A 12,510-nucleotide genomic window follows, 5' to 3' on the forward strand; every position below is an offset into this window, starting at 1 on the left:
GATCGCAAGCCGCATTCTTTGACTTGCTCAGAGTGTCCTTTTTAGGGCGTCCTCTTCACTGCGGCGCCCGCCTCGCCAACCATTCTGCTCCAGCCAACCGGCGACCAGATAGATGGTGAGGAACAGGGGACCAATCGTGAACAAAATTGCAGGAACCGTTCCGGCGGAGAAAATGGAGAATTGAAACACTTCCTGCAAGATGGCACCGCTTACTGGGATACTCAGTAGCAGGAACACTTTCACGAGGTCCAGCAGCCACCAGCCCGCTAAGTGTATGCGAAGCATGATAGCGGTGACGAACAGAATGACTGTCATCAAGACGGCAACTACTGCAAGTTCTTCCCAGTACTCTCTGATCGCGCGGACCGCAGCCAGCTCGACGCCAACGACGAGCGTGATCCACATCAGATCTCCGATGCCCCATTGGCGCGTCCGCTTTGTTGGCGGTGAAGGACCAATCCATCGACTGCGTCGTCCTGATGGCAATAGAAAGAATCTCGCAGCAGAAAGAGCGGGTGCAGCCAATATGACGATGTACAAAAGCGACGCTTCCCACGTCGTGTCGATTCGAAACATCAGGGTCTGAGCAATTGCGTCAGTTGCCGTCAAGATGAACGAACCCTGCAGGAGCGTCGCCAGAAAAGACTGTCCTGACGTTATCCCGACAGAGACCACCACGAGCGTAATGGATGTCAGGAGCACGCAGTAGGCAGTCATGCACAGGCCGGTCATCGCCGCAAACACAAACCCGTCAAGGTCTGAGAATGGGCTGACGGTAAAGTGTTGGAACAACCATGAGTGAGCGATGCGCACTGCGACTGCCGCCAGAACCAAGCCACAAACCGTTGGCCAGCCATGCTTCCTTACGACGCCTTTCTCTCGCTCGATCGAGGAAAACCTCAATCTGTTCTGGAACGTTATTCCAACCGCAGGTTCTGGATTCATCTGCCAGCCCGTACGGCTGAGAAAGATCGATATGCCGATCGTGGAGAGCATGCCTGTCACCGCGATGATCGCCATTTCGTAACGGTACATGAGCCAATCGGATGTGGTGAAGGCACCTATGGCCAACAGCCCCATCACAGAGCATGTCACGGTAGCGACGACTGATCGCACCCAATGCTCGCGATGATCAAGGGTTCCATGGAGACAGATGATTGCAATGCCAAAGCCAACCAACCCCGTGGCGAAAGCACAAGCTTCCTCGCCACCCACCATCGACCGATAATAATGACTGGATATGTCTCCCCAAACATCAATGACAGTTTCCTGCGGTAGAATGATCGCGACCGCAGCAAACGCCAGCCAAACCAAGAAGGGCATCCACACATTCCACCGCCCTGGTGGGCCAAGCACCAGCATTCCTGACGCCTGCAAGTAACGCTCGCCAGCCAGATTGCCCCGCGTTGCCTCTCGCCAAATCAACACACCCGACACCAAACCGAACACAAACCAGTCTCGGTATTCGATGAATTCACCCAGGGACACGCGAGCACCGATGGCTGTCGTGTAGCAGGACGAGACCACCAGCACCAACACAACTGCCACCGACACTCTGGCCTTCAGCAGCAATGCGACGACGATCAGCATTGCAAATCCGCTGGTTCCGGCGGAAAGCAATCCCAGCATCACCAATTGCATCCAATCGCTGTCACCGGCAACACTGAACGGCTTGTATTCAAGATATCCGGCGCCAAGAAACGTCATTGCCCAAGCGAACAATAACGCCAGCAACAGGCTGCGGTACCAACGTCGTCGCAGCAGTCGGATCATTTTGGCTCATCTGCGTCTTCGACGGCAGGCTTCTCTTGTTCTGGTGTGTCTTGGTCTGGCGTGTCTTGGTCAGATTCTGTTGCCTGGTCGCCCGTCGCTGCTTCGCCTGCCGTCTCTGGTTCCGACGTCACCACGGGTCCGCCATCATTCCAACCGATCGGCAGCTTTCCATCGCGACGATCGGCCATCTGCGCCAAGATTCTCTGATCTGTCGATGAGCTGAAAAAACGGACTTCGCCTGCACAGGTCAGCGTATGCGCACCCGAAGGATGGTCGCTTGCCAAGCCGCCGACGTACAGCGGTCCCTGCGGTTTTGCACCGGGCGCACGTATCGCCTGTCGTTCGGCATTGATCGGATGACCCGCCGTTCGCAGTGTCGATCGGGTTCCCGACATCCATCCCAAGTCGTCGTCGAAATCCACCAGATGCTCGCCCACGATCAGCGTGTAGGCCAAACCGTCGGTCACATCGCGTTGTGTGACCGGCTGATTCAACCGAAACATCCCATTGGTTCCTTCGTCAATCGGCGTCTCGATCGACGAAATGATTCCAGCGTACGCGCTCGTGTAGTCGCGGACTTCTGCAGCCGACGGGCACCGAACCATGGGCAGGGTTAGCGCGCGGACCGGCGCGTTATTCTCGTGATACACACTGACATCGGTATCGATCTGGTTGGCCACCACTTTGGCATCCAGTTGAGGCAACAAGGCGGCGATCCAATTGTGGTGATATCCTTGAGGCACGGACTGAATCGGTCCGGTGGGATTGATGCTGCCAGCGGGATAGTGCCCGGTCTCCATCGAATAAGCCGACAAGGCGAGCGCCAACCCTGCCAAATTCTGTTGGCACTGATTTCGTCTTGCCAGTTCCCGCATGTTTTGTACAGCGGGCAACAGCATGCCGACCAGGATGCCGATGATCGCGATCACCACCAACAACTCGACCAACGTGAACGCGAGACGAAGACTTCGCTGTGCACTTCGTCGCGTGTCAGTGAGACTCTTGGAATGGCAAGTCATCGATTGAGAAGTCATCATTGTCTTTTTCATTTGTCATCATCCGAAACGTTCTGTTCTCGATCTCGCGAAAGCTCAGCGAGCACTTGGTCGTCACTCATCCACCGCGCCGTGATTCTGTCGCCATCATCGCTCAACGTCAGTGTCACCCACTGGCGATTGTCATCGATCGCCAAGCGAACCGGCGCAACAAGATCCGAAGCGGGTAGCTCCGACACCGTTGCGATCGCAGACTCCAGCGTCTGCAGTCGTTCGCTTTGCATCCAGTGGTTTTGAGATCGCACGGTCCCCGTCACCAACGCTTGTCCGGCAAACACGACGACCAGCATGACGATCGCAACGAGCAGCAGCATGGCCGCGCCGACGCGTCGGGTACCTTTTACGGAGCGTTTGAGGGTCGAGTTCATGGGGTACGCCTCGCCTGAATGATCCAAACGGCCAACCACTCATTCTCCGCCGCCGAATCGCCCGACAGTTTCAGCTTCACTGCCTCGTTCCCGACGGCGAATCCTGGTTCACAAGTCTCCGTCAAACAATACGTCTCCAACTGCCCCTCGGGTTCATTTCGAATCAAACGCTCGATTCGTTTGGGTCGTTGACGCACAAAATACTCGATGATTTTTCCGCCTACCTGGATTTTGAGCTGACCGGGTGCGGTGGACTCAATCGTCTCCGCCGCCTGAACATCGGAGCGCAAGTCATCGGCCAGCCGCTGAATTTGGTTGACCGCCAATTCGTTCTGGGCGACTTCCTTGCCGACCAGTGCGACTCGTTGCAGCAATGTCGTGGCGGTCACACCGATGAACAGCAGACAGCCCAAGACAGCAACCACCTCCACCAGCGTGAGTCCATTTCGACGAGCAGGATCATTCATTGTCCGCTCCCTCCCTTTCGGTGTCGGCCTTGATCTCAACGCTCGATGTCTCTTGCTGTGGCTCAGCCCACCAACGCACCGATTTGCGGGTGGTCCCCGCTGGATGCATCGCAGTCACAATCGCTCGAACGACGGGACTTTCACCGATGGAGGCATCACTGGTCCCAATGGTCACGACACAACCACAGGTCAGTTCGCGATCATCGGTCCATCGCTTCACAGAGGCAGAGATGTCAGAGCTAGACATTCCCTGGATCTGATCCATCACGTTCTCGACCGCCAATTGGGTCGCCAACGCTTCGCCGCTGCGGGTTTGCAGCGAGCGAGCAGACCAAGAGAGTTTGCCGACGGCAACGATGGTCGCCACCAGCAACGCCGACGCCACCGCGACTTCGATTAGCATGCTGCCCATGCGACGGCAACGCGCTCGACTGTAGCCGTACCGACTGTGTCTAATGCATCCGCTCATGCAGCACCCCCCAATATCCAACTGCTCATGAATCCCACGATCCAAATCGCGTACATTGCCACACACAGACCGACGCAGCAGACGATCACGGGATGAACGATTGCGGTCCACCATCGCAAACGATGAATTGCGCCTCGCACGCCGTCGATCGCAAACCCGTCGAGCAAATCGGCCGCACGCTGTGCAGAACTTTCTGTTAAACGGCTTTGTTGATCCGAGTCGATCCAGCCAACCTTGTGAAACGCATCCGCGGGGCGCGTGCCATCACCCAACAGTTGCAATGCCTGATGAATCGCCCTTTGCCCTTTCTTGTCGCGGGTGTTCGCCGACGCGATGGTGAGCACTTCGTGAACAGGCATCGAACGTCGCAAGCCCGCGGCCAAGCCGACCAGAATCTCAGCGTTCTGATACGCCCGGTTGAGCGACCAACCAGCCATCTTGTTTCGCGGCCACCAAGAGAGGAACAATCGCGGCCCAAGCCACAAGATTGCTAGACACACCAACAGCAAAAGAATCACGGGGCCATGGATTCCACCGGGGATTTCGGAAAGTCCTCTCATCTGCGTTTCTTCGGAGACTTTGTTGAACGTCGGCACAATGAAAGTTCCAATAAACATCATCACAAAACTGCAGGCCAAAACGGTCACGGTCAGGTAAGCGTAGCGAGCCTGGATTGACGATTCGTGATCGGCTTGCTGAGCGATTGCCAGCATCGGTGTGTCGGTTTCGTCTTCCATGGCGGTGCGATTGGATGGTTTTTCGCTCTGACGTGCTCGCATGGCCACGGCGGTTGCGATCTCCAACGGTAGCTTGGAATGATATGCCGCCGCGACGGGTTCCTCGCCGTATTCCAGTCTCTTTGCCATCTCGTAGCATTCTTGTCGCAGCGAGCCGCTCGTCGTCGCCGCCCCCAACAACGCTTGCACCGATCCGTCGCGATCACAAACCAGTCGCAGCGCAGCGTTCAATGCGATGGCATCGGCGCGACGCTGCAATCTGGTCCATTTCACGATCATGAAGATCACAGCGATACTCAACAACAGACCCAAGATCGATGGAACAACGAATCCAAACAATCCCAACGCTATCAGGATCGATACGACGATCAATGCGATTTGCAGACGGTAGTTCAAGATGGGGATGTTCATCCAGGAATCAAAACAAAGAGTTGTTGCTAAAAGAATTGATGATCTCCAACACCTGATACCAAATCCAACCCATCGTGGTGGCCATCGACAGCCACAGCAGCAGTCCAGAGACCAGGACCGCGAACACAGGAAACAGAGCGAGCGTCAGTTGCCCACGTCGGTGCGACACTGAGTCAAAGTGATCCCGCGCTGCCTGCCATCCGATCTGCGGTTGATCGCCGGAGTGGTCCACCAGAACCGTCAGCAACGCTGCGTCGCCCGACAAAGGCACCCCGGCTGCTCCTGAGATCGCCCCGCCGTACCCCGACTCGATGCGTTGTGCTGAACGCAGCAGCCATTGTCGGACGTGTCCTGTCTGGCAAGTCCGAGCGACCAACCGGAATGTTTCCGGGTACGTCTTTCCATGATCGAGCAACCGGGCGACAGCGTCGGCCGTGTTCGCCCAGTCGATCGCCAACAAGGCGTTATCCGCACCCGGCAATCGCTTGCGAAGAACCGCCACCACTGCAATCGCGACCAACAGCACGGCGACGGCACCCAGCACCGGCGCGGCCGCCAGTGACGTCCACGGCGGTGTTGATGGCGACGAAACGGAAAACCAACTGAAACCGTCATCGTCCCGATTACTTTTCAGTATCTCGTGCATGAAATGATTCATGCGAAGTGCAAAGAAACAACCGATGGCTGCCGCGGTGGTCATCATCAACCAACCGCCAACCCAACACCACCAAAGTCGACTTCGCAATTGCCGTCTTTCTTGGCAAGCAACCAAGAATCCAAGCACGTTCGGGTCCGCTGTCGGTCCATCCTGATCGGCGGGCGTGGCGTTGTCCTTGCCTGCCATCAAGACCGCAGCGATTGTTGGTTCGAGACCCATCATGGCGATACTGCTCCGCCATCGAAGGTGGTCGTCGCGATCGACAGGTAAACCGGACCGATCACAAAATACAAATAGCCCAGAATCAGCGAGCCGCCAATCAGCAGACTCGCCACGCCGGGAATCATTCGGGTCCAGATGTAATGGTGACGCCGCCCAACAAACTCATGACGAGATGCCATCGACCGAAACGCCGCAATGATCCCCTGTTGATTCTCCTCTTGTCGCCCCCGGACACCGAACTTTCTCAACCAGTCACCTATCGGAGAGTCCGCCAACGTTTCCGGCGGATGAGCGGCTAGATGAGTTTCACCGGCAATTGCCGCAGCGGCTTGGATCGCCGGCTGGTCTGCGACGCCGCACTGAACTTGATCCGCCAGCGCGCTGCAGAACAATTGTCGACGGGCATGAAAAGGCAATCGCTGGCGTCGCCACACCATCCACACGATCCCAACGATGGTGAACAGAGCCAGCCCCATGCCGATGAACACAACGTTTTGACGGATCCATTCTGCGACCTGCTGTGCACCCGATGGCAGCGTCGAAATGTTGGCCAGCGAGATTCCCATGGCGGACGCCAAAGTCTTGCTCATGGGCAATACCAGCACGGCATACCCGACCCACAGCAACAGAATCGGGTACACCCAAGCGATCCGTGAATCGCGATTGAGCGAGTGTCGACGTCTCAATTGCTGGGCAACACGATTCAGCAAGGCAGGATCGCCCGTGGTCTGACAAACATTCATCGCCGCGGCACATTGCTTGCCGAACACGTCATCCATTGACTCCAGGACCGAAGCGGCCGTGCGACCTTCGGACAAGGCATCGGCAAAACGATCCGCGGTCTTGGCGATCCAGCCGACCTGTGTCCGCTGCAAGCGTTTCATGCAATCGGACAACGGTGTGTCCGAACGAACAGCAGCGGCGATCTCGTCGAGGAAGTCCGCCAGTCGTGTTTCCGTTACTCGGCTCACTGGTCCGTCTCATGTCGCGGTTCGTCACGGGTGCGGTAGTTCGTAAACCGCGTAAGTTTCGTTGATTTCGTCCGCCATCGGATAGACTCGAATCAACGGCAAGTTCGCTCCCGTGATGCGACGGTCAACGAGCATGAATCGAACACCGTACCGCGAGTGATACTGTTGCAATTTGGCGTAGTTGATGGTGACGCGAGCGTTGGGCAACACTTCGCGAAAACGCCGATCCCATTCGATAAGGCTCGCCGCATCTTGCGGAACGTCTTTCCAGTTTACCACTTCCGCCCGCTCGGCGTACCATTTGAAAGATTGTTGGTGACGAGGCGTCAAAAGGACTTCGTTTTCTGGCATCGCGACCCGAATCCACTGGCAAACGGCCAGCCAGTCCGCGTACGCGGCACGCTGCTCGGTTACCGAGGAATCGGCATAGGGTCGGAGCAGTCGGTCGCTGGCCGACGGCGGAATTCCGATCCGACCCCGCTCATAGGTCGACCAGCCGACCAAGCCGATGGCCCCGGCAATGATCCAATGGGCCACGCGGCGGACGGTTTCCTGGCTCTCGGCTCGCAAATCCTGCAAAGCATAAGAGCCCCGCAGTAGCAACAAACCGACGACCAATGGCACCACCGCATCGGTCAGCCGGAACCAATAGAACCGCAACAGTTTGGCCGCCAAGTCCGGCATGACGGAGGGCAGCATCCCGATCAGTAATCCGACGGCCGCAATGCCGGCCGCCCCACAACCGAACCAAAACAGTCGCCGTGAGAGCGTGTCACGCATCGCCCACCCCAAGCCCAACATGGCCGCAACCAGAACGCCATGCCGCGCATACCAAGACCACGGAAACATTGCCGGCGTCAGGTGATGACTGATTCTCGTGTAAGAATAGATTTGTGCCGCGGCAACGGAATCCTCCGCACTGGCAGCCGATGTCAACCACAACGCCGGCAACAGACCGAACAACGCCAGCGCCCCGCCGATGAACAATCCGGGACAAAGCAGACCTTGCCACTGCCACTTTGTTCTTCCGTCGTCGACTCGGCGAAGTTCCGTGACGGCATAGCAAACCATGGCGGCGATCACCGACCATCCGCCGGTCAACACATGAAACGACGCGGCCGCTCCCATCCAAGTCCAAACCCAGTTCCATTGCCGGTGCACCAGGGCCGCCAAACCCAGCAACACCAATCCATACGCGGGCACCTTGGCTTCGATGCCGCCGACCACCCATTCGCCGGCCAGATTGCCATACTCAACTCCCGCGATCCAAATCACCGCCACGACAAGCGACGCAAATGGAATCGGGATCAATGCCCGAGTCAACTTGCACAAACCGATCGCCAACATCAACCAACCGACGATCCGACCGATCCAAGCCGTCGCGGCGAGCGATACGAACCTCGTCGGCCAGCCGAACAAGAAATAGAACGTCGTGTGCGCTTTGCCCGATGCGGCAAAGAGATCTTGCTCACACCATGTCGCGTCCCAATAGTTCTTGGCCTTGACCAAATAGTGAGCTTCGTTCACGTGCGGTGCCGGATCGCCCGCATAGACGTAGAACAGCAACATCAACAAGGCGATCTCGATGATGACTCCCGTCCAGAGGAACGTCTCACGAGTTTGCGTCCGGAGGAATGTCTCGCGGCCTTGTGTTTCGTCGTGAATCAAGATTCCTTACCAAGTGTGTGCAACTGGATGGATGGCGGCTCAACCCACCAAATCGATCGCCATCTCGATCGCGCGCTGCATGCTAGTGCTGCGTGCCTTTCCCTGCCAAGCGATGTTCATGGCGGTACCGTGATCGACGCTCGTTCGTACGATCGGCAACCCCAGTGTGACGTTCACGCCGTCATCAAAGGACAACGTTTTCAGCGGGATCAAACCCTGATCATGATACATGCAAACGTACACGTCGACTTGGTCACGCATGGCCGGAGTGAACGCCGTGTCCGGAGGCAAGGGGCCGACGATGTCAAACCCTTCTCCTCGGGCCTGCTCGATCGCCGGCCCGATCAATGACTCTTCTTCGCCGTGACTGAGCAAACCGTTCTCACCGGCGTGGGGATTGAGCCCCAAGACGGCGACCCGTGCGGGACGTTTCAATCGGCGAGATAGCGCCGCGCCGCCCAAACGGATCGCCCGAACGATCGACTCTCGCGTCAGCGATCCGACGACATCCGCCAGCGGAATGTGAATCGTACACAAAACGCATGAGATCACATCGCTGGTCAGCATCATGCTGTAGTCGCTCGTCCCCGTCCGCTCAGCCAACAACTCGGTGTGACCGATAAAGGGCACGTTCGCAGCATGCCAGGCTTCCTTTTGGATCGGGCCGGTGACAATCGCATCGAGTCGACTAGCAAGTGTCTCGGTGATCGCAGCGTCCACGGCGACAAAGGACGCGAGGCCGGTGCGGTGATTGAACTTTCCCGCGGTCACTTCGTCGCACTCGATCTCACCCACATCCCAGCATGCCGCGCTGACGCCATCCCATTGGGAGGAGCGGAAGTCTGATGACGGCAAGGCGAGGTCCAATTGCTCGCTGATGCGTTGCAAGATCCTCCGAGGTCCGATCAACACCGGGGTGCAACGTTCGGTGACTTCCGGTATCGCCGCACAAGTGAGCGCCAATTCCGGACCAACCCCAGCGCAATCACCCACGGTGATTCCAATGACAGGTCGAGGTTGTGGGGTCGATGGAGACAAGATTTCTGCGTCAGGTCGGAGGGATCGCGTCGAAGCCCAGAGATTTTAGCTGCCCAACGCCACTTTGTCGTGAGCCGTGGGTTGGTCGTGTTCCAGGTTGGACGATTCACGCGACTCATTGCAGACTTCGCAACGCATTTGCACAAAACGACTTGCGGGGATTGGTGCGATAACCATCGGTATCTATCAGCCGCCACGCGATAGAGAGCGTCCGGTTTAGGTCGACGTCACAGAACATGGCTCCCCTCTCCCCACAAAGTAAGGCAAGTGCTGCTTGCCTTACTTTGTGGGGAGAGGGGCTGGGGGTGAGGGGCTGAAACCGATCGAAACTGATGATCTGATTCACTATGAAATTGTCTGCGAGGTATCTCAAACCTACTCTTCGGCAAGCATACTTTTCAGTACACGTTGCCCCCTCACCCCCTGCCCCTCTCCCCCAAATCCTGGCTCGCTTAGGCTCGCCAGGATTTGGGGGAGAGGGGAGCCATGATTGTTTTGAACGCACCTCCAGTCGCTCACTTGCGCGTCGAACTGGTATTTTGTCGAAGATTCGTCGACCTAAGCCGGACGTTCTCGCTAGGGTCCGGTTCTCACTCCTTTACGCGGGAACCGGACACGGCTGGTGAAGAATCCACGGCTCATTGATCGAACCCGTGTTCTAAGACTGGACGATGTTCCCTGGGGGAGGTGTCCCAAAAGTGATCTTCGGTCCAGCGGGACGGTCGGGGTACAATAACCGTGGATGACTTTTCTGCGGTTGCTGTCATTGTGCTTTTTGGCCGTCTCACTTTTCACGAAAATCGAATGCCCCATCGATCCGATCCAACAACGCTTGCGATTTCGAACGCCTGGATTGCCGCGATTGCCATGCTGGCTTGGGCCGTATCGCTCGTCGGGACGCCTTGCCGAGCGCAAGACGCAGAAAAAATGGGCGAAGAACCGGTTGTTGCCCTGGTCGTCTGCCCGCCCGAGTTCGACGCGGCGATTGGGCCCTGGATCGAGCATCGCCAATCAGACGGAATTCGTGTCGTCAAATTGCCGTCGCAGTCGACCGCGGAAAAACTTCAGGCATCGATCCGGGAGGCAGCCGACGATCAAACACGCTACGTGGTGTTGATCGGCGACGCGCCGGCAATCGGCACGCCCTGTGATGTTCAATCGCAAATTCCCACTGGGTACAGCAAGTCTGTCGTCACGGCCAAGTGGGGCAGCACGCCGACCTTGGCATCGGATTTGTCGTTCGGCGATCTCGACGGCGATGGTGTCCCGGAACTTTGCGTCGGACGCCTGCCCGTCGATGACGCGGGATCACTGACAAAGTTAGTCGATCGCATCATCGCCTACGAAACCTGTGTCGACTTCGGTGACTGGCGAAACCAGGTGCAACTTGTCGGCGGCGTTGGAGGGTTTGGTGCCTTTGCCGACTCCGCGATCGAATCGGTCACACGATCAGTCGTCACGGGAGTCTTGCCACCTGAGACCCGTACGATCGTTTCGTATGCCAGCGAAGGACACATGTTTTGTCCGGTCGGCGATTCGTTCACTTCCGCGGTGGTCGATCGCTATTGCCGAGGATGCCGGTTTTGGGTCTACGCCGGCCATGGATCGGTCACCAGATTGGATCGCTTTCCTCGTACGGCCGAGGGCATGCCGATTTTGGATTCGATGACGGTTCGTCAATTGCAGAACAAGCAAGGCGTTGCTCCGATCGCCATGCTGTTGTGTTGCTTCACCGGTGCCTTTGATGCGTCGGAAGATTCGTTCGCCGAACAACTGCTGCTGCACGATGGCGGTGCGATCGCTGTCCTGTCTGGCAGCCGCGTGACGATGCCGTACGGCAACGCGACTGCAGCGGTCAGTTTGATCGATGGAGTTTACGCACAACGATTGCCACGACTGGGGGACGCATGGCTGGTCACGTTGCGACAGATCATGAAAGACGACGAAGCGAATCGGTCGTCGATCCGTGTGATGATGGACGGCTTGGCCACCATGATCAGCCCTGCGGGGACGAAGCTGATCGACGAACGATCCGAGCACGCTCAGTTGTACAACTTGCTCGGAGACCCGATGCTGAGGCTTAATCCACCCCAGCCGGTGCAGATCAAAGCCGAGACAGGTTACCAACCCGGCACCCCGATCACGATCGAGTTGACTTCGCCGATCGACGGTCGCTTGACACTCAGTTGTCATCATCCCTTGGGGGCGAGTTCAGCGGAGGATCCCAACGAAACGCAAGTTGCAGTGCAACACGCGGACGTTGCCGCGGGACTCGGACAAGCCTTTGCGATCACGTTGCCGGAGAAGATTTCGGGCCCGATGATCTTGAGAGCCCACGTATCAGGCGTCGCAGGTTGGGCGTCCGGTGCTGCTCGCACGAATGTGCGACAGTGAGCATGACTAGTGCATCGTCCAGTCTTAGAACGTGGGTTCGGTAGATGAGCCGTTTTGGCGTTAGCCACGGTTTTCGTGACACAACCGTGGCTAACGCCAAAACGGCTAACCCCAAAATCAAGACCGGACGATGCACTAGCTGGGCAGCTCGCATTTTGCGTCAGCCCGTTCTTGACCAAAGTCCGTTCCAGTTGAGTTTGACCCGCAGCCGCAGGCGTAGGTGGAAGCTGCGTTTGGTTCTGCGGTGCCATCCGGTTGGTAGCGGCACTGACGCCTGCG

The 12,510-nt window shown here is 57.5% G+C and carries 12 protein-coding genes; 1 reads left to right on the forward strand and 11 read right to left on the reverse strand.

Annotated features, from left to right (window positions below; all coding sequences use genetic code 11):
- Nucleotides 1–27: 27 nt before the first annotated feature.
- From Pla52nx_RS00385 to Pla52nx_RS00435, 11 genes are all read right to left on the reverse strand, one after another.
- On the reverse strand, nt 28–1,773 hold the full coding sequence (locus Pla52nx_RS00385) for a hypothetical protein (protein ID WP_146521881.1): 1,746 nt from the start codon (nt 1,771–1,773) through the stop codon (nt 28–30).
- Entirely contained in the window at nt 1,770–2,810 is a 1,041-nt protein-coding gene (locus Pla52nx_RS00390) for a DUF1559 domain-containing protein (RefSeq protein ID WP_342190316.1), read from the reverse strand. The genes Pla52nx_RS00385 and Pla52nx_RS00390 overlap by 4 nt, the downstream gene beginning before the upstream one ends.
- Nucleotides 2,811–2,818: 8 nt before the next feature.
- A complete protein-coding gene (locus Pla52nx_RS00395) occupies nt 2,819–3,196 on the reverse strand; it encodes a hypothetical protein (RefSeq protein WP_146521880.1) in 378 nt (125 codons plus the stop codon).
- Nucleotides 3,193–3,663, reverse strand: coding sequence for a type IV pilus modification PilV family protein (locus Pla52nx_RS00400; RefSeq protein ID WP_146521879.1), 471 nt, complete (start codon nt 3,661–3,663; stop codon nt 3,193–3,195). Before Pla52nx_RS00400 ends, Pla52nx_RS00395 begins: the two co-directional genes overlap by 4 nt.
- Nucleotides 3,656–4,066, reverse strand: a complete 411-nt coding sequence (locus Pla52nx_RS00405) for a hypothetical protein (protein ID WP_197454860.1) — start codon at nt 4,064–4,066, stop codon at nt 3,656–3,658. Before Pla52nx_RS00405 ends, Pla52nx_RS00400 begins: the two co-directional genes overlap by 8 nt.
- Nucleotides 4,067–4,128: 62 nt before the next feature.
- On the reverse strand, nt 4,129–5,280 hold the full coding sequence (locus tag Pla52nx_RS00410; RefSeq protein ID WP_146521877.1) for a hypothetical protein: 1,152 nt from the start codon (nt 5,278–5,280) through the stop codon (nt 4,129–4,131).
- 7 nt (nt 5,281–5,287) lie between these two features.
- Entirely contained in the window at nt 5,288–6,160 is an 873-nt protein-coding gene (locus tag Pla52nx_RS00415) for a hypothetical protein (protein ID WP_146521876.1), read from the reverse strand.
- On the reverse strand, nt 6,157–7,131 hold the full coding sequence (locus tag Pla52nx_RS00420) for a type II secretion system F family protein (RefSeq protein WP_146521875.1): 975 nt from the start codon (nt 7,129–7,131) through the stop codon (nt 6,157–6,159). Before Pla52nx_RS00420 ends, Pla52nx_RS00415 begins: the two co-directional genes overlap by 4 nt.
- Before the next feature lie 24 nt (nt 7,132–7,155).
- Nucleotides 7,156–8,799: a DUF6798 domain-containing protein gene (locus Pla52nx_RS00425; RefSeq protein WP_231742238.1), complete on the reverse strand. Its 1,644-nt coding sequence runs from the start codon at nt 8,797–8,799 to the stop codon at nt 7,156–7,158.
- A gap of 39 nt (nt 8,800–8,838) precedes the next feature.
- Nucleotides 8,839–9,792, reverse strand: a complete 954-nt coding sequence (gene pdxA, locus Pla52nx_RS00430; RefSeq protein WP_146521874.1) for a 4-hydroxythreonine-4-phosphate dehydrogenase PdxA — start codon at nt 9,790–9,792, stop codon at nt 8,839–8,841.
- 90 nt (nt 9,793–9,882) lie between these two features.
- Nucleotides 9,883–10,014 carry a hypothetical protein gene (locus tag Pla52nx_RS00435; RefSeq protein ID WP_261344267.1) on the reverse strand — a complete coding sequence of 44 codons (132 nt, stop codon included), beginning with the start codon at nt 10,012–10,014 and terminating at the stop codon, nt 9,883–9,885.
- A gap of 627 nt (nt 10,015–10,641) precedes the next feature.
- Between Pla52nx_RS00435 and Pla52nx_RS00440 the strand changes: the two genes are divergently transcribed.
- On the forward strand, nt 10,642–12,231 hold the full coding sequence (locus tag Pla52nx_RS00440) for a C25 family cysteine peptidase (protein ID WP_146521873.1): 1,590 nt from the start codon (nt 10,642–10,644) through the stop codon (nt 12,229–12,231).
- Nucleotides 12,232–12,510: the final 279 nt, after the last annotated feature.

The sequence above is a fragment of the Stieleria varia genome, from assembly GCF_038443385.1.
Taxonomy (GTDB): domain Bacteria; phylum Planctomycetota; class Planctomycetia; order Pirellulales; family Pirellulaceae; genus Stieleria; species Stieleria varia.

Bases quoted from the DNA above. Each gene is read 5' to 3' on its own strand.
- Pla52nx_RS00385 (WP_146521881.1), bottom strand. From the start codon at position 1,773: ATGATCCGACTGCTGCGACGACGTTGGTACCGCAGCCTGTTGCTGGCG.
- Pla52nx_RS00390 (WP_342190316.1), bottom strand. From the start codon at position 2,810: ATGATGACTTCTCAATCGATGACTTGCCATTCCAAGAGTCTCACTGAC.
- Pla52nx_RS00395 (WP_146521880.1), bottom strand. From the start codon at position 3,196: ATGAACTCGACCCTCAAACGCTCCGTAAAAGGTACCCGACGCGTCGGC.
- Pla52nx_RS00400 (WP_146521879.1), bottom strand. From the start codon at position 3,663: ATGAATGATCCTGCTCGTCGAAATGGACTCACGCTGGTGGAGGTGGTT.
- Pla52nx_RS00405 (WP_197454860.1), bottom strand. From the start codon at position 4,066: ATGCTAATCGAAGTCGCGGTGGCGTCGGCGTTGCTGGTGGCGACCATC.
- Pla52nx_RS00410 (WP_146521877.1), bottom strand. From the start codon at position 5,280: ATGAACATCCCCATCTTGAACTACCGTCTGCAAATCGCATTGATCGTC.
- Pla52nx_RS00415 (WP_146521876.1), bottom strand. From the start codon at position 6,160: ATGATGGGTCTCGAACCAACAATCGCTGCGGTCTTGATGGCAGGCAAG.
- Pla52nx_RS00435 (WP_261344267.1), bottom strand. From the start codon at position 10,014: ATGGTTATCGCACCAATCCCCGCAAGTCGTTTTGTGCAAATGCGTTGC.
- Pla52nx_RS00440 (WP_146521873.1), top strand. From the start codon at position 10,642: ATGCCCCATCGATCCGATCCAACAACGCTTGCGATTTCGAACGCCTGG.